We start from the raw sequence: 21,532 nt of genomic DNA, 5'->3' as shown, positions 1-21,532 counted from the left end.
GCTTATAAATTAAAGGTTAAATTAAATTTTAGGGTTAAGTCTTGTCCTGTTTTTATGGTTCCAAGCATTGCCGTTGGAGATTTCATACCGAATTCTGTGAAAGTGATTTTATTAGATCCCTGAAGGTTTAAACCATCTTTTGTAACCGCTGTTTTTACAGATGTTTTGTAAACTTTACTAACTCCAGCAATGGTGTAAGTTCCTGTTAGTTCCCAAGTATTCTCATTAACTTTTTCAGCAGATTTCAGAACATATTTTATGGTTTTGTTTTTATCTGTTTTTAAAGTTTCGTATGCTACTTTGTCCATGCTTTTTTTCTCGCTTTTAATACTTTCGGCTAAAAGAGTAACTGTCAAAGCTTCTATATCCGTTAATTTTCCATTAGCAATATTTAAAGAGGCTGTTCCAGTTCCAGAAGCTGATTTCATTTCCCAGTCGTGAAGTGTAGAGGTTCCCGCAACAGAAAAAGTAGATTTGTTATCCAAAGTGTAAGATTTCTGCGCTGTTGCGAATGATGTCATTCCGAAGAATGTAATTACAAGTGCAATTAATTTTATTGAATTGGTTTTCATCTTGTCATGTTTATTAAGTTGATAATTAATTTTTTTTAGTACTAAAATAAGGGTGCGATTTACCTCAAACACTCGGCAAAAAGCCTGTTTGTTAAGTAATAAATCAGAATAAAAATTGTTGTGAATCCCTAATTGATCACCAGGGTATTATCGTTTTTTGCGTAGTCGGTTAGCGTGATATTAAAAAGAATAGTCAAGTCCTTTCCAGCTTTAACAACACCAAGAGCCGCTTTTGGAGGAGCCATTTCAAAATCGGCAAAAGTGACTTGATTTGCACCCTGTAAAATAAAATTTCCGTTGCTGGCTATTATATTTACTTGTGTTTTGTATTCTTTACTCACACCAGCGATAGTATACGATCCAGTAAATTCCCAAGAAGTTTCGCTTAGTTTTTGTGCCGATTTTAAAAGGTATTCGATAGTTTTATTATTCTTGGTGTCCAAAGCTTCATAAGCAACGTTGTCCATGCTAGTTTTGCTGCTTTTTAGGCTTTCTGCTGGCAGTATAACAGTAAGACTGTTTATTGCATTGAGCTTGTTGTCTTTTATGTTAAAAACAGCAGTGCCATTTCCTTCAGTAGATCTCATAACCCAATCATGAACTGTAGAAGTTCCTGCTACTTCAAAAGTTGATTTTGAGTCTACGCTATATTTTTTTTGTGCATTTAGTTGTAAAGTGAAAAAAGTAACTGCAACGATCAGAAAAATTGATTTGAGAGTTTTCATGAGAATGTAGTATTTTGGGTTATTCATTTTAGTCTCGAAGTTCTTTACTAAAGAAACTAACCGACTAGTATATTTTTCTTGTATCAAATGTATTATGTATGCATAGAATCGCACATGATAAAAATCATTGTTAAAATTTTATTAAAAACCTATAATAAAAAGAGCGCTGATTTTTAGGATAGTAAAACAGTTCTGTTTTGAAAAACGAAATAGGTTTAAATAGTTGTAAATCAGAAGTTTGTTTTGGTTTTGATTGGGAAAAATCAAAAGAGAGCCACTCCTGTATTTGATCAAAAAAATGGCGTAAAATATTATTTTAGTACAAAAAAACAGAAAGTGAGTGTTTACAGCCTTTAAGCTTTAATAAAACGTTTGAAATTTTGAAGAAATTTTTTTCCAGTTTTTTGAATTTTAAATAAGAATGACATCAAAAAACAAAAAAAAATAACAAAAGTGCTTAACTTTGCAGCATGCAAATGGAGAAAAAAGACATACGAGCCTTATCAAAAGAACAGCTTCGCGATTTTTTTGTTGAAAATGGAGACAAAGCTTTTCGCGGAAATCAGGTTTACGAATGGTTGTGGAGTAAAGGAGCACATAGTTTTGATGACATGACAAACGTGGCAAAAGCTACGAGATCAATGCTTGAAAACAGCTTTGTAATCAACCACATCAAAGTTGATACGATGCAGAAAAGCAGTGACGGAACAGTAAAAAATGCCGTACGCCTTCATGACGGTCTTGTCGTAGAATCTGTTTTAATTCCGACTGATACTAGAACTACAGCTTGTGTTTCTAGTCAGGTAGGTTGCAGTTTAGATTGTAATTTTTGTGCTACAGCAAGATTAAAAAGAATGCGTAATCTAGAACCTGGCGAAATTTACGATCAGGTTCTGGCTATTGATAAAGAAAGCCGTCTGTATTACAATCATCCGCTTTCGAATATCGTTTTCATGGGAATGGGCGAACCTTTAATGAATTATAACAATGTCATTAAAGCCATCGATATGATTACTTCAGAAGAAGGATTAGGAATGTCTCCAAAAAGAATCATGGTTTCGACTTCGGGAATTCCGAAAATGATCAAAAAAATGGCAGACGATGATGTAAAGTTTAAGCTGGCAGTTTCTCTGCATTCAGCAATAGACGAAACTCGCGCGCGCATTATGCCATTCAGCAAAAACTTTCCTTTAAAAGATTTAAGAGAAGCTTTAGAATATTGGTACAGAAAAACAAAAAGCAAAGTTTCTTACGAATATGTAGTTTGGAAAGGAATCAACGATGACAAAGCTTCGGTTGATGCTTTAGTAAAATTCTGTAAATATGTGCCTTGCAAAGTCAATTTAATTGAATATAATCCAATTGATGATGGCGAATTCCAGCAAGCTTCAGAAGAATCGATTATGGCATACATAAAAGCGTTAGAGAATATCGGCGTAGTGGTAAAGGTGAGACGCAGTAGAGGAAAAGACATCGACGCCGCGTGTGGACAGTTAGCCAATAAAGAAGCAGAAGCATAATCCGCAAGGATTATCCGCTCACTAAAAAAATAAGCTATTCCAAAATATAATCCGCTAGGATTATTTCATCGGTATTAAAAAGAGCATTAAAAACGAGAAATTTCCCGTTCTTAATGCTTCTTTTTTTGGACAAAAAGGATGCTTTATTTTTTCAAATCTACTTCTTCTGTAACTCCGTCTTTTGTTACTGTTGCAAGTGTATCGCATTCTCCGTTTCCATAATCTATAGTTGCTGTAGCGCCATTTTTAGTTATAGAAACAATTCCTTTAACTGCAAAAGATTTTCGGCAGCTTGCATTAAACTCTAAAGGAGTAGTAATTTCTGCCGAAAAAGTATCTCCGTTAGGAAAAGTTGTAGAACCACTTCCGGTAACTACAAATACATTATCCTCCCAATCAAACCAGGTGTCATAACCAGAAGTCATTTCTTTTATCAATGTTCCTTTTCTAGTATACACTTTTCCATCATCAAAAGTAATAGTCAAATCTATAGAAGCTGTAGAAACTGGGTGTGGTGTTACCAATAGGCTGGTTTCTTTAATCGTTCTTACAATGCTTTTGCTTCCCTGAAGTTTTTTGCCATTATGATAAAACCCTTCAAAAGTGTAGCTGATCGTTTGTGTAGAAGAAGTAAAATCGTTAGAAAAAGAAACAACCATTTTTCCTTTAACTGTATTTCCATTGTTAAGAGTACAGCCTTCAGCGCCAAAATCTACTGTTTTTGTCCAAGTATTATTGGTTAAAACGGTCGTAATTGTGGCGCAGCTCGGAAGATAATTTTTTATTGGTCCGCTTGGTTTTGCATTCACATTAAGCTGAGAACTAAATTGGTCTTCAGCAATATTAGTAACATCCTCAACAGAGGCATCGATTTTAGAATTAGTTATAATTTCTTCGTTGGTAATCGCTGCGGCTGTTCCGTCATTTGTTTTTTCATCAGAATTACAGCTGATAAAAAAAGACATTGTAATACAAGTGCTAATTAATAAAAATTTTGTTTTCATAAATAAATAGTTTTTTGTTCTTCTTTTAGTTAATGAATTCAAATCAGTATTAGTTAGATCTATTTTTGGTGTTTTTTTTCAGGTTAGTGCATAAATTATTTAAATCCTAACCTAAAATACACAACGTATTTTTATTTAAAATAGTATATTTGGAGTCTAAATGAATATCACGTCTCAAATAAAGCAGCCTATTTTTAACGAGATGGAACTTTTCGAAAAAAAGTTTCATGAGTCGATGTCCTCTAAGGTTGCCTTACTAAACAGAATCACTTATTATATTGTAAACCGTAAGGGGAAACAAATGCGTCCGATGTTTGTTTTTCTTACTGCAAAAATGGTTTCTGGCGGTACGGTAAATGAAAGAACGTACCGTGGAGCTTCGGTTATCGAATTAATTCATACCGCAACTTTAGTACACGACGATGTGGTTGACGACAGTAATCGTCGCCGCGGATTTTTCTCTATCAATGCGCTTTGGAAAAATAAAATTGCCGTTCTGGTGGGAGATTATTTATTGTCTAAAGGTTTATTGCTTTCAATTGACAATGGCGATTTCGATTTATTGAGAATTATTTCCGTTGCCGTTCGCGAAATGAGCGAAGGAGAATTGCTTCAAATCGAAAAAGCAAGAAGATTGGATATTACCGAGGATGTGTATTACGAAATCATTCGTAAAAAAACCGCAACGCTTATTGCTGCTTGTTGTGCGCTTGGCGCGAAAGCCGTAATCGAAGACGATATTCAGGTAGAAAACATGCGTAAATTCGGCGAACTGATCGGAATGGCTTTTCAAATCAAAGACGATTTATTCGACTACAGCGAAGAAGCAATCGGAAAACCAACCGGAATCGATATTAAAGAGCAAAAAATGACTTTGCCTTTAATTCATGTTTTAAATACTTGTACTCCGCAAGAAAAAAAGTGGCTGATAAACTCCATCAAAAACCACAACAAAGACAAAAAACGCGTAAAAGAAGTGATTGCCTTTGTAAAAAACAATAATGGTTTGGCTTACGCCGAAAATAAAATGGTCGAATTCCAGCAAGAAGCACTTGCATTACTTCAAAACTTCGAAGATTCAGAATACAAAGATGCTTTGACTTTGATGGTGAACTACGTTATTGAAAGAAAAAAATAGTCTCTTTAAATTAGATAATTAGAAAATTTGTCAATTAGATAATTGTTTTACTTTATTGTAAATCAGTTGTCTATTTTTGTTTTATTGGGATTTGGAATTTTTTTATTGAAATTTTTAATACTTCATGCAACCATTTCAAATCGACAATCGTCTATGCTAATAGAAGTCTGTTTCTAAAACCAAAACCGAACCGCTTATTAATGAAAATTATAGCATTACATCAAGAAGAAGCTAAAATCATAAAGCTCGCTGTCGAAAACAATCGTCAGGCGCAACAGCAGATTTATAGTAAGTTTTCTTCAAAAATGTTAAGCGTATGCCGACAATATATAAAAGACATTCAGCTGGCTGAAGATGTAATGATTACGGCTTTCATGAAAGTGTTTACGAATTTAAAAAACTTCGAGCACAAAGGCAGTTTTGAAGGTTGGATTCGCCGAATTATGGTTAACGAATGCATTTCGTATTTACGAGTTCAGAAAAAAGTAAAATTTGCCGAAGATGAATTTTTTGTAGAAGAAAGCTTTAACGAAATCGACAGCCAGTTTACTGTAGAACAGATTCAGTATTTAATTGATGCTTTGCCTGATGGGTATAAAATGGTTTTCAATTTATATGCTATAGAAGGGTACAAACACAATGAAATTGCCAAGATGTTAGGAATAAATGAAGGAACGTCAAAATCGCAATTATCGCACGCTAGAAAAATGCTCCAAACACAAATTACTATTTTAAAAAAACAAGATAATGGAACCGAATAATTTTGAAAAGGATTTCCGTGACAAACTAAACCAACGCAAGATTGAACCAAGCAATAAAGCCTGGGATCGATTGGATGCGATGCTGACTGTGGCAGAAGAAAAAGAGCCAATTAAACTTCATTCGAAAAAATCAAAAAGAAAATGGCTGTATATCGCGGCCAGCTTCATCGGGTTTTTATTGGTTGGGACACTGTTTTTCAATCATAATAAAAATACAGTTAAAACACCAGAAACGGTAGTTGTGGAAAAAGAAAAGGAAACTGAAACTCAAAAAGAATCAGTAACAGAGCCTATTTTAAATACTATTGATTCAGCGAAAACAGAAACTGCAATTGCTGAAAAAACTTCGGAAGAAAGAGCAAACAAAAATGAAAAAAACAATTCCGAAGCTTCCGGACAAATTTCAAATAAAAACATTCAAAAGGAATCAAATCAAATAGCGGAGTCTTCAATCATCAATCAAATCAATCAAGAAAAACAATCAACAACCAATCAAGCTTTAGTAGCAGAAACTTCAAAAAAAGAAAACATTGATCAATTATTAGAAACGGCAGAAAATAAAATTCTGGCAGAAAATGCGCCTAAATCAAAATCTAAAGTAAAAATCAATTCTAACGATCTATTGGATCAGGTAGATGGGGAATTGGAGCTTTCTTTTAGAGAAAAACTGATTACCAAAATAAATAGAAGTTATCACACGGTTAAAGTTGCGGTAGAAAATCGAAACGTTAAAAAATAAGTATAATCATCAATCAATTAATCATATCAATCAAAAAAGTAATCATGAAAAATTTTACCATTTATTTATTTCTCTTAGTTTTCCTATTTGTTACTAAAATGGTCGGACAAGAAACTTTTGAGAACAAAGCAAAAGAGATCGCAATTTCAATCGAGAAAATTACAAAAGAAGAAAAAGCAGAACTTAAAAAAGAAGTTGACGATGTGAACACACAATTAGTCGAAGGAACAATTTCTAAGGAAGAAGCAGACAAAAGAAAAAAGGAATTTGCAGAAAAGAGAGCGCGTAATATCGAAAACAGAGTTGCCGTTGAACAAGAGAAATTACAGGAACTTGTTCAGGAAAAAGTGGACGGAAAGTTAAATTATGAGAAAGCGAAAGGCGGAACAATATTAGTAATTGGCGGAAACAATGACTCCATCAGAGCGAATCAAACAGAAATAAAAATTCCTGCAATGAAAGTATACGACGGTAAGGATGATAAAATTAAAAGGGAATCTAAAAGAACAACTTCTCAGTTTGTATTTGCAATGGGGTTGAATAATACTATGGTGGATGGTAAACTTCAAGATTCTAATTACGACTTTATTGGGTCACATTTTTACGAATGGGGTTTGACATTTAATTCTAGAATTCTAAACGACAATAATTTATTGCATGCCAAATACGGACTTTCATTGATGTACAATAATCTTCGTCCGACAGACAATCGCAGTTTTGTAGTAAATGGCCAGCAAACAGACTTAGTTACCAATCCGATACATTTAAAAGAATCTCGTTTTAGAAATGTGTATTTAGTGGCTCCAGTTCATTTGGAATTTGATTTTTCGAAAGATGGAAATCATGACGGGAAAACCTATTTTAGAACACACAAAGGATTCAGGATGGGATTTGGAGGATATGCTGGAATCAATGTAAAATCGAAACAGATTTTAAAATTTGAAGACAATGACTATAAAACAACGCAAAAAACAAAAGGCGATTATAATGTCAATAATTTCATCTATGGGTTGAGTTCTTACATTGGCTACAAAGAAATAAGCTTGTATTTGAAATATGATTTAAATCCAATATTTAAAAATAATACTGTTGATGAGAATAATATTTCTTTGGGTATTCGCTTCGATTTCAATTAAGAAAATTAAGTTTAGTTAGTAAAGAGCATCTCTATTTGGAGGTGCTTTTTTTGTTTGAAAATCATTTAAAATTCCACTAAGATTTACGTATTTTTGCTAGCTATCCACTTAAAAAAATAATTTAGATTTTGATTTCACAAAGCACCATAGATTCTGTTTTTGAAACTGCTCGAGTAGAGGAGGTTATCGGCGATTTTGTGAATTTGAAACGCGCAGGAAGTAACTTTAAAGGATTGAGTCCGTTCTCAGATGAGCGTTCGCCTTCGTTCATGGTATCGCCCGCAAAAGGAATCTGGAAAGACTTTAGTACTGGAAAAGGCGGAAATTCTGTTAAGTTTTTAATGGAACATTCGCAGTTTACCTATCCCGAAGCTATTCGATATTTAGCAAAAAAATATAATATCGAAATCGAAGAAACCGAACAAACGGAAGCGGAAAAAGCAAATACAGATCTTCGCGAAAGTATGTATCTGGTTTCGGAGTTTGCTTCTAAATATTTTCATGATGTCTTATTGAATTCTGAAGAAGGAAAAGCCATTGGTTTATCGTATTTTAAAGAAAGAGGTTTTACTAACGAAACCATTAAAAAATTTAATTTAGGATATTCTCCAGAAACTTGGGATGCTTTGACAAAAGAAGCCTTAGGGAAAGGGTATAAGTTAGAATTTCTAGAAAGTACGGGTTTAACAATTCCAAGAGAAGATCGTCCATTTGACCGATTTAAAGGACGCGTAATGTTCCCGATTCAAAGTATGTCGGGACGTGTTTTAGGTTTTGGAGGACGTATTTTAACCAATGATAAAAAAGCAGCAAAATACCTGAATTCGCCAGAAAGTGATATTTACCATAAAAGTAAAGTTCTTTACGGAATTTATCACGCCAAACAATCCATCGCCAAACAAAACAATTGTTATTTGGTAGAAGGATATACCGATGTAATTCAGTTTAATCAGGCCGGAATAGAAAATGTTGTGGCTTCTTCTGGAACCGCTTTAACGCCAGATCAGATTCGTTTAATCAATCGTCTGACGCGAAATATCACCGTTCTTTTTGATGGTGACGCGGCAGGTCTGCGAGCAGCAATTCGAGGAATCGATTTGATTCTGGAAGAAGGAATGAATGTTCGTGTTTGTTCTTTTCCACAGGGAGAAGATCCAGACAGTTTTGCCCGCGCCAATTCACACGACGAGTTAGTTGCTTATCTAGAAAACAACAGTAAAGATTTTATACAGTTTAAAGCTTCGATCTTAATGGATGAAGCCAAAAACGATCCGATAAAAAAAGCCGATCTGATTCGCGATATGGTTACGAGTATTTCTAAAATTCCAGATCGTATTCAGCGTGAGGTATACATTCAGGAATGTGCTCGAATTATGGATATTTCGGAGCAGGTTCTAACGAGTACTTTGGCGCAGCTGATTCAGAAAGATATCGCTGACGCGAATAAAAAGCAGAAACAGGAACAAAAACCTTTTGAAGTAGTTAGAAATCAGCCTCCACAAGGGGGCACATTTTCAGGAGGAGATCCAGAAGATCCAAGAACAGGACCGCCAGATGATTATCCAGGCGATCCAGGATATTATACGCAAGAACAGGCTCAAAAAGTAGATATTTTATACAATTTTGAAAAGAAAGTCATTGAAATTTTACTATTGTACGGAAGTGTGGTAGAAAGTTTTGAAGATGTTTACTTGAAAGCCGATGAAGAAGGAAATGTCAAAGAAGTTTCGGAAAGGAGAGAATATAAAGTATTTCAAAAAATATATTTAAGTCTGCAGGAAGATGAAATAGAATTGTCAAATACCTTGTTTCAAAATATTTACAATAACATTATTGATTTCTATAATCAGAATGAAACTTTTAGTCTCGATAAATATTTAATGCATCTAGAGCCCGATTTTGCTCAGGAAGTAACCAATATTTTAATGGAAGACGAAAGATTAACCATTCACAATTGGGAAGGGCAGAATATTTTTCCAAAACAGAAAAGCGAAACTATTGAGCAGAATGTTTCGGAGACCATATTTGCTATGAGATGGTATTTGGTGTCTGGAATTATCGCAGAATTAAAGAATTCGCTTTTAACCAATCCGCAGGAAGACAATTCAGAAGTTTTGGGTATGGTGATCGATTATTCTAAATTACTGAATAACTTTTCAAAAAAATTAGGACGAGTAGTTGTTCCTTATCATAGTTAAAAAGAAAAAACTCTATCTATTTTGATTTATCAAAATAGATAGAGTTTTATAATTTTTTTCGATTCTCTTAAAAGGTTAAGATTTTCGACTTGTGATTAAATAATTTCTAAAGTCTTAGCTTTGTTTACTAAGTCAACTAAATTAGTAACATTCAATTTAGTCAATAATCTTAGTTTGTAAGTACTGATCGTTTTTTCGTTCAGATTTAAGATTTTAGAGATTTCGTTGTTTTTCTTACCATCACTTAAATAACGTAAAACCTCGATCTCACGGTTAGAAAGTTTTCTGTACAGACGCTCACTTTTACTTTGTTTAGCAATAAGTGCCATGTTTTTACGTACTGTTTCGTTGATGATAATTTTTCCTTCGTGTACTTTAATAATAGAATGACCTAATGTTTCAAGTTTTTCTGTTTTGTGCACATACCCAGAAACTCCTGCCTTAATTGCATTTGGAGCGTACATTTGCTCAGCAAGATCACTGAAAATAACAATTTTTGTTTTTGGGAAATTTTTCAAGATAGATTTAATCTCAAAGATACTTGAAAGTCCTTCTAACTCTAAATCTAAGATTAGAATATCGATTTCCTTCGTTTGAAGGATATCTCTAACCATTGAAAAATTGCCTACGTTGGCAACAATTGAAATTTGATCGTGGTCTTTGAAATAAGACTTAACGCCAAAGTGCGTCACAGGATGATTGTCTGCTAGACATACTTTAATCATAATTTTTACCTTTTTTAGAATTGTTCATGTTTTTGGAACGGTAAAATTAATAAATAAATTCTGTAATAACTCGCAGAGAATGTTAAAATGTATTATTTTAACGTTTTTGGGATCAAACAAACCGGAATTGGATCCATTTTATGCTTGTTGCTGGTGTTTAATCGTTTATAAATTTCAAAGACAGATTTTTCTCTCCCTTCGAAGTCAGATGCCGTCTTTCCTGACTCCGCGGCCAACATCGCCCATTCTAGTTCGTCATAACTTGCCCCTAATTGGTCTTCATCGGTACGATTGTCTCCAAATAATCCATCTGTAGGAGCGGCTGTTAAAATTGACTGCGGAATCTGTAAAAATTCTCCTAAAGCATATACATCAGATTTCATTAAATCAGCAATTGGACTTAAATCGACTCCGCCGTCTCCATATTTAGTGTAAAAACCTACACCAAAATCTTCTACTTTGTTTCCAGTTCCGGCAACAAGCAGACCATGGATTCCTGCTAAATAATATAAAGAAGTCATTCTGATGCGGGCACGGGTGTTAGCCAAAGCTAAATTTACTTTCGCTGCATCTTCAGTTGAAGGTACGGCACTTTTAAAAGATTCAAAAGTTTCTGTCAGATCAGTCTTAACATCAGAAACATTTGGGAAACGTTTTTTAAGCTGGTCAATATGTTCTCTTCCTCTAGAAACTTGGCTTTCTGCCTGATGAATTGGCATTTCTACACATAAAACTTTCAGTCCTGTCTGTGCGCATAAAGTTGAAGTTACTGCAGAATCTACACCTCCTGAGATTCCAATTACAAAACCGTTTACTTTTGCATTAGTAGCGTAATTTTTTAACCACTCTACAATGTGCGTATTTACTTTTTCTGTCTGAATTGTGCTTTTTTTAGCCATAATAGTTTAAGTTTTAAGATGCAGGGATGTATATTTGCAGAATTATTTTGAGTATGCAACTGCTTAAAATTCTGATAACACAAATCTAATTAAAATAAAATGAAAATTTATCGCTTTGCAGTGGTTCTATGCCTGTTTTTTTTGTCTTGCAACCAAAAGAGTAAGGTTGAAAAAGAAGTAGAAGAAATCCCTGTTGATATTAAAGTAGAACGATTTGATAAAGTGTTTTTTGAAACTAAACCGCAAGATCTGGCAAAAGTAAAAAAACAATATCCTTTTTTCTTTCCTGGTAACGACGATAATGTCTGGATTCAGAAAATGAATGATCCGATCTGGAGAGAAGTTTATGAAGAAGTTCAGAAAAAATACAGTAATTTCGAGCCTGTTCGCAAAGAGTTTAATGAACTTTTTCAGCATATAAAGTATTATTTTCCTAAAACTAAAATCCCGAAGGTAATTACGGTTATTGGAGAAATGGACTATAATGCAAAATCAATTTATGCTGATAGTCTTGTTGTAGTTGCTTTAGAATTGTATTTAGGAAAAGAGCATAAGTTTTATGAATTTCCAAACTATTTAAAAGAGAATTTTGAAGAAAGACAAATTATGCCAGACGTGGTTTCTAGTTTTTCTTATCGAAATATTCAGAATTCTATAGACAAGAGTTTAGTGTCTCAAATGGTTTTTGAAGGAAAACAGCTTTATGCAAAAGATTTACTGCTTCCTGAATATACAGATGCTGAAAAAATGGGATATACGCCTGAGCAGATAAAATGGTGTCAAGAAAACGAAGCTTATATGTGGCGTTATTTTATAGAAAATGAAATGCTCTACAGTGATGATCCGAAATTGAATGCACGATTTATAGCTCCGGCACCTTTTTCTAAATTCTTTTTAGAAATAGATAACGATTCTCCAGGGCGAGTGGGAGCTTGGATTGGCTGGCAGATGGTACGTTCTTACATGAAAAATAATAGTGATGTTTCTTTGGCCGAATTATTTAAGTTACAGCCAAAAGAAATCTTCGAAAAATCAAAATATAAACCTAAGAAATAATGGCAAATATAAACTCAGAGATTAGATTTAATATAGAATTGGACGAAAACCGCGTTCCAGAAAAATTGACATGGAGTGCGCAAGACGGTGGTGTTCAAGCCGAAGAAGCAAAAGCAATAATGCTGTCAATTTGGGACAGTAAAGCAAAAGAAACGATGCGTATTGATTTGTGGACCAAAGATATGCCGGTAGACGAAATGAAGATTTTCTTCCACCAGACTTTAGTAGCAATGTCAGATACTTTCAAACGTGCAACAGACGACGAAAAGATGTCTGATACCATGAAAGATTTTTGTGATTACTTCGCAGAAAAACTAGAACTTACGAAATAAACTTAGGTTTAAATTTCAATACAAAAATTCCAAATTCCAATTAATATTGGGTTTGGGATTTTTTATTTTGTAAATTGTCTGAGCAAATCCAATTATATGCTGTTTCCTTTTCTAGTAAGTCTTATCGGATTGTTTTTTTTACTGGTAAACAGTATTTTATTTTGCAAGACGCGAAAAAACAAAAATGCACATTATTATATACTAATAGTATATTTGATTGGTTTGTTTGTCAATGAATTGCTTTGTAACATTATTGGGTTTTATGCTCCAGGCTCTAATTTTTTTCTTTCGCATTATTACTTCATTTTTCAATTTATTATTTTAAGCATCTTTTTTCGAGGCTTATTTTCAAATGCTGTTTTAAAGAAAGCAATTCTTATTTTACTGGTATTGGTTTTGATTCTGTTAGCAATTCAGTATTCTAGAACGCCGGAGCTTTATTGGCAATTTAACTTATTTGAAATTGGCGTAACTTCGGCTTTATTGGTTTTATATGCTTTAATTTACTTGACACAAAATTTTGAGAACGTTAAATCCAATTACATGTATTTCTCTAACGGATTGATTATATATTTAGTCAGCAGTTCGACTATTTTTTTGAGTGGCAATTCCGATTCGGTTATTTTTACAGAACCATTTTTACTGGACTTTTGGTTTTTTAACTCTTTATTTTATATCCTATATCAGTTTTTGATATTTAGAGAATGGAAAATTTTAAATAAGAAGTTTCGATAAAATAAAAATTCCAAACTCCATTTGATATTGGAATTTGGAATTGAATTTTGAATTATTTTAATTCACAGATCTTTTCTCTAGATCTTTAAGAATACGTTTCAAAGCACCAATCATTAAAGCGTTCGAATTTTTGTACAATGTTACATTATCTAAAAGTTTATCCGATTTTTCGGTTTCCCACATTGACTGTTTATTTGCTTTGTTGGTAATGCCGACAACATTTTGTGAATAAATGATCTGCTGTAAATTCAAATCATAAATCTCTAAAATGACCGAGGCTTCATTTTTTCCTGAAGAATAATCATCTTCATAAAGTTCGATAGAGCCTAAATCACTTTTGCTTTTATGTGTTGAGATATTAATGAAAAAGTCAAAACCAGTTCCTTCTTTTAGTTCTTTTAATTTTACGCTGTTCGGATTTAAATTGATTTTTCTTGGAACAAGTAATCCATTAACATCCTGTATGTAAAATACTCGATCGCCTAAATTTTTTCTAAAGAACTTTAAAGTCTCGTCGGTTAATTTTTGTTTGGAGTTTTTTGGGAAATCTAATTCATTTAAGAGCCATCTTCCAGAAGAGAAATCAACTCCGGTGCGTTGTCCAGTCATTAGCATATAATGGGAAGACTGACAAGAGAAGAAAAGGAACAGAAAGGAAATGTAAAGAATAAAACGAATGGATTTAAAATTGTTCATTGATTGTTTTTGGTTTGCGCCAAATATAACATAAAAACATATTCCTTAAGATTTTTCTGTAAAATAAAAAATTCTAATCGGTATGATTGGAGTTTTTATATTGTAGAAAAAAGATTTAAGGTTTTAATTCGACCCCATCGGGGTCGTACTGCATCAGGAAATATTTTTGCTATAAACATTTGAATCCTTCGGATTCTGATTTTATCAATTGTTAAAGCATAAAAAATCCCAAACTCCATTTTAAAATTGGAATTTGGGATTTTCAATATTGTATATTTTAATTTTAAAATTCAGAATTGTTTTTAAAAACTTCCTGATTCACTTCGTCAATATAAGAAAGCAATTCTTCTTTTCCAATTGATTCTGTAGATGAGGTTACAAAATACTGTGGCATTTCGACCCAATTGTTGGCAAACATTTGTTTTTTGTAAGCCGCGATATGCGAATCTATTTTTCCTTTACTAATTTTATCTGCTTTTGTAAAAATTATGCAGAACGGAATTTCGCTTTCGCCCATATAAGACATAAACTCGATGTCTATATTTTGCGCTTCGTGGCGAATATCAATTAAAACAAAAGCACAAACCAATTGCTCTCTCGTTTCAAAATAATCGGTAATAAATTGCTGAAAAACAGATTTTGTTTTCTTTGAAACTTTAGCATAACCATAACCAGGTAAATCGACCAAAAACCAATTGTTGTTAATCTTAAAATGATTAATTAACTGTGTTTTTCCCGGTTTTCCAGAAGTTTTGGCTAAGTTTTTATTATTGGTAAGCATGTTAATCAACGATGACTTACCTACGTTTGATCTTCCAATAAAAGCATATTCTGGCAAAAAGTCTTTCGGACATTTTGATGCGTCAGAATTGCTGACAATAAATTCGGCGGTATTAATTTTCATATTCCTTCGCGTTTTAAAACCTCCTAAAAAAATAATTTTCTGATGGCTATAATTTCTTTTCAGTAAGCCATTTTTCAAGAACTTCGTTAAATTCCTGAGGGTGTTCCATCATTGCTGCGTGTCCGCATTTGTCAATCCAGTACAAATCAGAATTCGGCAATAATTTATGAAATTCTTCTGCCACATTTGGAGGTGTTACAGAGTCATTTTTACCCCAAATAATACAAGTTTCAACAGTCATTTTTGGCAAATCTTTAGCCATATTATGACGAATTGCGCTCTTTGCAATAGTTAGAGTTTTAATTAATTTGATGCGGTCGTTAGCAGTAGCGTACACTTCATCAATCAATTCTGGGGTTGCAATTTTTGGGTCATAAAATACATCTTCAGCTTTCTTTTTAATGTATTCATAATCTCCTCTTCTTGGGTAACTGTCTCCCATTGCGCTTTCGTAAAGACCAGAACTTCCAGTAATTACAAGGCCTGCAACTTTTTCAGGATACAGTTTTGTGTGATATAAAGCAATATGTCCTCCTAGAGAATTTCCTAGAAGAATAACTTTGTCAAACCCTTTAAAAGTGATAAAATCTTTTACGTATTTCGCAAAACTTTTTACGTTCGTTTTTAAAATGCTTTGGGTGTATATTGGCAAATCTGGGATAACAACTTTATATCCTTTTGTTGGGAAATATTGTGCTACACCATCAAAGTTACTTAGACCTCCCATTAAACCATGCAGAATAACGATCGGAGTTCCTTCTCCAGCTTCAAAATAGCTGTATTTGCCTTCTTTTTTATAGTGTTTGTCCATCTAATCTAATGCCAATTTCAATTTCGACAAATATAGGGTTAATTACACAAAAATGAATTTTTGACGCCATTTTTTAACTAGATAATTTGAGTAGAATATGTAAAACATTAAAAATCAGTAATTAAACCTGTTTTTGCTAAAATCTTCAAATGTTAAGAAAAGTGCATAATAATCAATTTTTTAAGAAAATTAGTCCATTATTTTTTCGAATGAATAACAGAATTAAAAATCTGTTAATTAATAGTTAAGGTATTGATTGAATGAGAATTATAGAAAGTGGTAGCAAAGTGGTTAAACTTATTAACAAAGTGGTATAAAGTGGTAAAATGTGGTAAAATTTTTTATATTTTTGCTGTATAACATGTTAACTATTTTTTTTTGAACACAATTGTTGGAACATATGAATGTAAAGTCGATGCTAAAGGAAGGCTAATGATGCCTGCACCTTTAAAAAAGCAATTGACTGCTTCTCTTCAAGACGGATTCGTTTTGAAGCGTTCTGTTTTTCAGCCGTGTTTAGAGTTGTATCCGATGGTAGAGTGGGATGCGATGATGAAAAAAATCAACAAGCTTAATCGCTTTGTAAAAAAGAACAACGATTTCATTAGAAGGTTTACTGCTGGTGTTAAAGTGGTTGAGGTTGATGCATTGGGGAGATTGCTTGTTCCAAAAGATTTGGTAACGTTTGCAAGTATTTCTAAAGATGTGGTTTTTTCATCTGCGGTTAATATTGTGGAGATTTGGGATAAAGATTTATACGAAAAATCAATAAGCGGCGAAGATATGGATTTTGCAGATTTAGCCGAAGAAGTAATGGGAAATATTAATGACGACGAAGATGGAATATCATAATCCGGTTTTGCTTCATCCAACAGTTGATGGTTTAGATATTAAACCAGACGGAGTGTATGTAGATGTTACGTTTGGAGGCGGTGGTCATTCAAAAGAGATTTTAAGAAGATTAGGGCCAAACGGAAAGCTGTTTGCATTTGACCAAGACGAAGATGCGCTTGCCAACGCACTGCCAGACGAAAGGTTTACCTTGATTAATGAAAACTTTAGATTCATAAAAAGGTTTCTACGTTTTCACGGAGTAAAACAAGTTGACGGGATTTTAGCCGACTTAGGAGTTTCATCACATCAGTTTGATGTTCCAGAAAGAGGTTTCTCAACAAGATTTGATGCCGAGTTAGATATGCGGATGAGTCAAAAAAATGATTTAAATGCTTATCGGGTGGTTAACGAATATGAAGAACAGGATTTACGTCGTGTTTTTTTTGATTATGGGGAGTTGAAAAACGCACCAGTTTTGGCAAGAACAATTGTGGAAGCGAGAAAAGATTATCCGATCAAAACTACAGACGAATTAAAAGAGGTTCTGAAAAAGTATTTGCCAGAGAAAGTTCGAAACAAAATTCTGGCTCAGATTTATCAAGCGATAAGAATCGAGGTAAATCAGGAAATGGATGTTTTAAAAGAATTTATTGAGCAGTCATTGGAGATTTTAAAACCAGGCGGAAGATTTTCAGTAATCTCATATCATTCCTTAGAAGATCGATTGGTCAAAAGATTCATCAAAAATGGAATGTTTGAAGGAGAGCCAGAAAGAGATTTTTACGGAAACTTTTCAGTCCCGTTTAAAACTATCGGAAAACTGATTGTTCCAGACGACGAAGAAATTAAAATTAATAATAGAGCTAGAAGTGCCAAATTAAGAATTGCTGAAAAGATATAATATATATAGGTAGAAAATGAAAGGTGGAGTATTTAGCATATTAAAAGCAAGATTTCTGATTCATGAAGATGCAGTAAAAAACTGGAGATTCATTGTTTTCATAATTCTGCTGGCTATTTTGATGATTGCCAATACACAGCGATACGAGCAGAAGGTTTTTGAAATTGCAAAATTAAATAATGAAGTAAAAGAATTGAGATCGGAATTTGTAGATCGACGTTCAGAATTGATGAAATTAAAAATGGAGTCAACTATTTCGGATAAAATGTTAGAAAAACAAATTTTTCCGTCGACAGTTCCTCCAGTAAAAATAGAAGTTAAAAAAGAAGAAGAAAAAAGTTTCTTTAAAAGAATATGGCAGTAGACGATAAACATATATCCTACAGAATTTACCTCGTAGCAGTTTTCATCTTTGTGATGGCAATTGCTATTGTCGTTAAATTAACCAATATTCAGTGGGTTGATGGAGATTATTACAGAAAACTGGCTAAACAGCGTACAGTAAGAAACTTTGTAATTCCTGCCAACAAAGGAAATATTTATTCTGCTGACGGAAGTTTATTGGCAACATCGATCCCGAATTATGAAATTCGTTTTGATGCAAAAGCGCCAAAAACAGAAACGTTTGAGAAATATGTAAAACAATTGTCAGATTCTCTTGATACTGTTTTAGATAAACCAAGCGGTTATTTTCAGAAAGAATTGCGAAAAGCACGTGAGAATAAAAATCGTTATTATTTGATTGCCCGTAATTTAAGTTATACCGAATATGTGAAAATTAAAGGTTTTCCATTATTCAATTTAGGCGCTTTCAAAGGCGGAATTATTGTAGAACAGGAAACGGTTAGAAAACATCCAATCGGAAAAATTGCAGAAAGAACAATTGGTTACGACCGTATTGATCCTGCAACTGGAATTGAAGTAGGAAAAGGAATTGAATGGGCTTTTAAAAGTTACTTGAACGGAAAAGACGGTAAAATTTTAAAACAAAAAATTGCAAAAGGCCAATGGAAACCTATTCGTGATGTTAACGAAGTAGATCCAATTGACGGTTACGATGTGATTTCCACTATAGATGTTTTCATTCAAGATATCGCTCATCATGCTTTATTGAAGCAGCTAGAAGATTATGAGGCAGATCACGGTTGTGTGGTAGTAATGGAAACAGAAACGGGGCATGTAAAAGCAATTTCAAATTTAGGAAGAGCAGAAGACGGATCGTATTATGAGACAACCAATTACGCAATTGCAGAATCTCACGAGCCAGGATCAACTTTTAAATTGGTCGATTTAATGGCGATTCTAGAAGATAAAGTAGCCGATACGAGTACAGTTTATGACAGTCATAAGGGAGTGGTAAAATATTACGGGCGCTCTGTTCGTGATTCGCACAATGGAGGTTATGGAAAAGTGTCTTTGGCCCGTGGATTTGAGCTTTCATCAAACACAGTAATGGTTCAGGCAGTTTATGATAATTACAAAAGTAATCCGTCAAAATTTGTAAATCATATCAAAATTTGGGGATTAGATAAGACTTTAGGCTTGCATTTTAAAGGAGAGGGAAGACCTTATATTCCGCAGCCCGGAGATAAACATTGGTCAGGAACTACGCTTCCGTGGATGGCTTTCGGCTATAATGTTTCGATAACACCAATGCAAACACTTGCGTTTTACAATTCAGTTGCGAATAATGGTGTGATGGTAAAACCACAGTTTGTATCAGAAATTAAAGAATGGAATAAAACGATTAAAAAGTTTGATGTTGAAGTTCTTAATCCGAAGGTTTGTTCTCCTGAAACGCTAAAAAAAATAAGAGCAGTTTTATTGAATGTGGTTAAAAAAGGTACAGGTTCTAAATTGTATTCGAAAGATTTTTCGATGGCAGGAAAAACGGGAACCGCTCAGATGAATTATGGAGGAAAAGAAGGAAAGTCAGCTTTGTATTATGCTTCCTCTTTTGTGGGATATTTTCCAGCAGATCACCCCAAATATTCTTGTATTGTAGTGGTTCATAAACCGAATACATCTAAGAATAATTATTACGGAGCAGACGTTGCAGGACCAGTTTTTAAAAGAATTGCGCAAAAGATTTTTACAGATGCACCTTCGACAAATAAAATAAAAAAATTAGATACTAGAATTCCTAAACAGGATGCTAGTTATGATAAATACACTGCAGAAGCAAATAAAAAAATCAATCAGATTCCGAATTTAAAAGGAATGCCTGGGATGGACGCAATTGCTTTACTCGAAAATTTAGGTTTGAAAGTAAAAGTAAATGGAATGGGGAAAGTCAAAAATCAATCGATTCAGGCTGGAACCAGTATTAGCAGAAACACAACAATTGTATTAGAATTATCGTGAAAGTATTAAAAGACATATTATATAAAGTAGCCATTGAATCTGTAAAAGGTTCGACAGATGTTGCTATTCAGAAAATTGAATTTGATTCACGTAAAGTAGAAGCAAATGATGTTTTTGTAGCAATTCGCGGTTCGCTTTCAGACGGGCATGATTATATCGAAAAAGCAGTTCAGCTTGGAGCAAAAGCGATAATTTGTGATACGCTTCCGGCAAATACTGCAGCTGATGTAACGTATATTCAGGTAAAAGACACCAATACGGCTTTAGCTTTTATGGCAGCTAATTATTTTGAAGATCCGTCTTCAAAACTAAAATTAGTTGGTGTAACAGGTACAAATGGTAAAACTACAATTGCTTCCTTATTGTTTCAGCTTTTTCAAAAAGCAGGTTTTAAAGTTGGATTGTTATCAACAGTAAAAATCGTAGTTGACGAAACTGAATATCCTGCAACGCATACAACACCAGATTCTTTGACAATTAATCATTATTTAAATGAAATGGTCGAAGCTGGAGTTACACATTGTTTTATGGAAGTGAGTTCTCATGGTATTCACCAGAAACGTACAGAAGCTTTGCATTTTGTAGGTGGAATTTTTACCAATCTTTCTCACGATCATTTAGATTACCATCCAACATTTGCGGAATACAGAGATGTGAAAAAATCATTTTTTGATTCACTTCCAAAATCAGCTTTTGTTTTAACAAATATTGATGATAAGAATGGAGCTGTTATGCTTCAAAATACAGTTGCAAAAAAACTGACTTACGCTTTAAAATCTTATGCAGATTATAGAGCGCAGATTTTAGAAAGTCAATTGTCTGGTTTATTGTTGAAAGTAAATGACAATGAAGTTTGGGTAAAGCTGATTGGTACTTTCAACGCATACAATGTTTTAGCGATTTACGGAACGGCAGTAGAGCTCGGAATTGATAGTCTTGAAGCGTTGCGTTTACTGTCTGATTTAGAAAGTGTTTCGGGTCGTTTTCAATATATTGTGTCCAACGAAAAGATTACCGCAGTAGTAGATTATGCACACACGCCAGATGCATTGGAAAATGTTTTGAAAACGATAAATGACATTCGCACCAAAAATGAACAGTTAATTACTGTTGTGGGCTGTGGAGGAAATCGCGATAAAACAAAACGTCCGATAATGGCAAAGATAGCTTCAGATTTAAGTGATAAAGCAGTTTTGACTTCAGATAATCCAAGAAACGAAGATCCAGAAGTTATTTTGGACGAAATGGAGCAAGGAGTTGGGCCTCAGAATTATAAAAAAATGTTGCGAATTACAGATAGAAAACAGGCAATTAAAACAGCTTGTCAGCTGGCTCAGCCTAACGATATCATCCTAATTGCAGGAAAAGGACACGAAACGTATCAGGAAGTAAATGGTGTTCGCCATCATTTTGATGATATGGAAACCGTAAAAGAGATTTTAGAGCAACTGAATAAATAATAAAAAGGAAATTCCAAAATTT

21 protein-coding genes are annotated in these 21,532 nt (G+C 33.6%); 13 read left to right on the top strand and 8 right to left on the bottom strand.

The features are described from left to right. Positions 1-2 precede the first annotated feature (2 nt). Positions 3-572, bottom strand: coding sequence for a YceI family protein (locus AC3E9W_RS13900; protein WP_488768808.1), 570 nt, complete (start codon positions 570-572; stop codon positions 3-5). Positions 573-700: 128 nt separating this feature from the next. Then, a complete protein-coding gene (locus AC3E9W_RS13895) occupies positions 701-1,297 on the bottom strand; it encodes a YceI family protein (protein ID WP_488768807.1) in 597 nt (198 codons plus the stop codon). A 470-nt stretch (positions 1,298-1,767) separates the two neighbouring features. On the opposite strand from AC3E9W_RS13895, the gene rlmN reads away from it, so the two are divergent. Next, entirely contained in the window at positions 1,768-2,817 is a 1,050-nt protein-coding gene (rlmN, locus tag AC3E9W_RS13890) for a dual-specificity RNA methyltransferase RlmN (protein WP_488768806.1), read from the top strand. Between the two features lie 143 nt (positions 2,818-2,960). Here rlmN and AC3E9W_RS13885 read toward each other — a convergent pair whose 3' ends face one another. Continuing rightward, complete coding sequence (locus tag AC3E9W_RS13885; RefSeq protein ID WP_488768805.1) at positions 2,961-3,821, bottom strand: hypothetical protein; 861 nt, start codon at positions 3,819-3,821, stop codon at positions 2,961-2,963. A 160-nt stretch (positions 3,822-3,981) separates the two neighbouring features. Between AC3E9W_RS13885 and AC3E9W_RS13880 the strand changes: the two genes are divergently transcribed. The 5 genes from AC3E9W_RS13880 to dnaG all read left to right on the top strand — a co-directional run bounded on the left by AC3E9W_RS13880 (position 3,982) and on the right by dnaG (position 9,793). Further along, entirely contained in the window at positions 3,982-4,959 is a 978-nt protein-coding gene (locus tag AC3E9W_RS13880) for a polyprenyl synthetase family protein (protein WP_488768804.1), read from the top strand. Positions 4,960-5,159: 200 nt separating this feature from the next. Continuing rightward, a complete protein-coding gene (locus AC3E9W_RS13875) occupies positions 5,160-5,720 on the top strand; it encodes an RNA polymerase sigma factor (protein WP_488768803.1) in 561 nt (186 codons plus the stop codon). Continuing rightward, positions 5,707-6,459, top strand: coding sequence for a hypothetical protein (locus AC3E9W_RS13870; protein WP_488768802.1), 753 nt, complete (start codon positions 5,707-5,709; stop codon positions 6,457-6,459). Before AC3E9W_RS13875 ends, AC3E9W_RS13870 begins: the two co-directional genes overlap by 14 nt. A 44-nt stretch (positions 6,460-6,503) precedes the next feature. Continuing rightward, complete coding sequence (locus AC3E9W_RS13865; RefSeq protein ID WP_488768801.1) at positions 6,504-7,595, top strand: hypothetical protein; 1,092 nt, start codon at positions 6,504-6,506, stop codon at positions 7,593-7,595. A 128-nt stretch (positions 7,596-7,723) separates the two neighbouring features. Continuing rightward, on the top strand, positions 7,724-9,793 hold the full coding sequence (gene dnaG, locus AC3E9W_RS13860) for a DNA primase (protein ID WP_488768800.1): 2,070 nt from the start codon (positions 7,724-7,726) through the stop codon (positions 9,791-9,793). A gap of 95 nt (positions 9,794-9,888) precedes the next feature. Here the strand turns inward: dnaG and AC3E9W_RS13855 are convergent, their stop codons facing one another. Further along, entirely contained in the window at positions 9,889-10,518 is a 630-nt protein-coding gene (locus AC3E9W_RS13855; RefSeq protein ID WP_008467169.1) for a response regulator transcription factor, read from the bottom strand. Positions 10,519-10,610: 92 nt separating this feature from the next. Continuing rightward, positions 10,611-11,417, bottom strand: coding sequence for an NAD(+) synthase (gene nadE, locus AC3E9W_RS13850; RefSeq protein ID WP_488768799.1), 807 nt, complete (start codon positions 11,415-11,417; stop codon positions 10,611-10,613). Positions 11,418-11,516: 99 nt separating this feature from the next. On the opposite strand from nadE, the gene gldB reads away from it, so the two are divergent. Continuing rightward, entirely contained in the window at positions 11,517-12,473 is a 957-nt protein-coding gene (gene gldB / locus AC3E9W_RS13845; protein WP_488768798.1) for a gliding motility lipoprotein GldB, read from the top strand. Further along, positions 12,473-12,805: a gliding motility protein GldC gene (gene gldC / locus AC3E9W_RS13840; protein ID WP_164515351.1), complete on the top strand. Its 333-nt coding sequence runs from the start codon at positions 12,473-12,475 to the stop codon at positions 12,803-12,805. Before gldB ends, gldC begins: the two co-directional genes overlap by 1 nt. Before the next feature lie 792 nt (positions 12,806-13,597). On the opposite strand, the gene AC3E9W_RS13835 is transcribed toward gldC, so the two are convergent. From AC3E9W_RS13835 to AC3E9W_RS13825, 3 genes are all read right to left on the bottom strand, one after another. Further along, positions 13,598-14,236, bottom strand: coding sequence for a hypothetical protein (locus AC3E9W_RS13835; RefSeq protein WP_488768797.1), 639 nt, complete (start codon positions 14,234-14,236; stop codon positions 13,598-13,600). A 283-nt stretch (positions 14,237-14,519) separates the two neighbouring features. Further along, on the bottom strand, positions 14,520-15,140 hold the full coding sequence (gene yihA / locus AC3E9W_RS13830) for a ribosome biogenesis GTP-binding protein YihA/YsxC (protein WP_488768796.1): 621 nt from the start codon (positions 15,138-15,140) through the stop codon (positions 14,520-14,522). A gap of 46 nt (positions 15,141-15,186) precedes the next feature. Continuing rightward, on the bottom strand, positions 15,187-15,951 hold the full coding sequence (locus AC3E9W_RS13825; RefSeq protein ID WP_456893887.1) for an alpha/beta fold hydrolase: 765 nt from the start codon (positions 15,949-15,951) through the stop codon (positions 15,187-15,189). Positions 15,952-16,329: 378 nt separating this feature from the next. On the opposite strand from AC3E9W_RS13825, the gene AC3E9W_RS13820 reads away from it, so the two are divergent. The 5 genes from AC3E9W_RS13820 to AC3E9W_RS13800 are packed head-to-tail and all read left to right on the top strand — an operon-like array spanning position 16,330 to position 21,510. Then, positions 16,330-16,803 carry a division/cell wall cluster transcriptional repressor MraZ gene (locus AC3E9W_RS13820; protein WP_035691746.1) on the top strand — a complete coding sequence of 158 codons (474 nt, stop codon included), beginning with the start codon at positions 16,330-16,332 and terminating at the stop codon, positions 16,801-16,803. Next, positions 16,778-17,686, top strand: a complete 909-nt coding sequence (gene rsmH, locus AC3E9W_RS13815) for a 16S rRNA (cytosine(1402)-N(4))-methyltransferase RsmH (RefSeq protein ID WP_488768795.1) — start codon at positions 16,778-16,780, stop codon at positions 17,684-17,686. Before AC3E9W_RS13820 ends, rsmH begins: the two co-directional genes overlap by 26 nt. A 16-nt stretch (positions 17,687-17,702) precedes the next feature. Then, positions 17,703-18,050 (top strand): FtsL-like putative cell division protein, encoded by a 348-nt coding sequence (locus AC3E9W_RS13810; RefSeq protein ID WP_306160865.1) that lies wholly within the window; start codon positions 17,703-17,705, stop codon positions 18,048-18,050. Continuing rightward, a complete protein-coding gene (locus AC3E9W_RS13805; RefSeq protein WP_488768794.1) occupies positions 18,041-20,050 on the top strand; it encodes a penicillin-binding protein in 2,010 nt (669 codons plus the stop codon). The genes AC3E9W_RS13810 and AC3E9W_RS13805 overlap by 10 nt, the downstream gene beginning before the upstream one ends. Then, complete coding sequence (locus AC3E9W_RS13800; protein ID WP_488768793.1) at positions 20,047-21,510, top strand: UDP-N-acetylmuramoyl-L-alanyl-D-glutamate--2,6-diaminopimelate ligase; 1,464 nt, start codon at positions 20,047-20,049, stop codon at positions 21,508-21,510. The genes AC3E9W_RS13805 and AC3E9W_RS13800 overlap by 4 nt, the downstream gene beginning before the upstream one ends. Positions 21,511-21,532: the final 22 nt, after the last annotated feature.

The organism is Flavobacterium sp. 38 (genome assembly GCF_057799715.1).
Note: the sequence above shows the minus strand (reverse complement) of the source record. Positions and strands in the feature narration are given on the sequence as shown.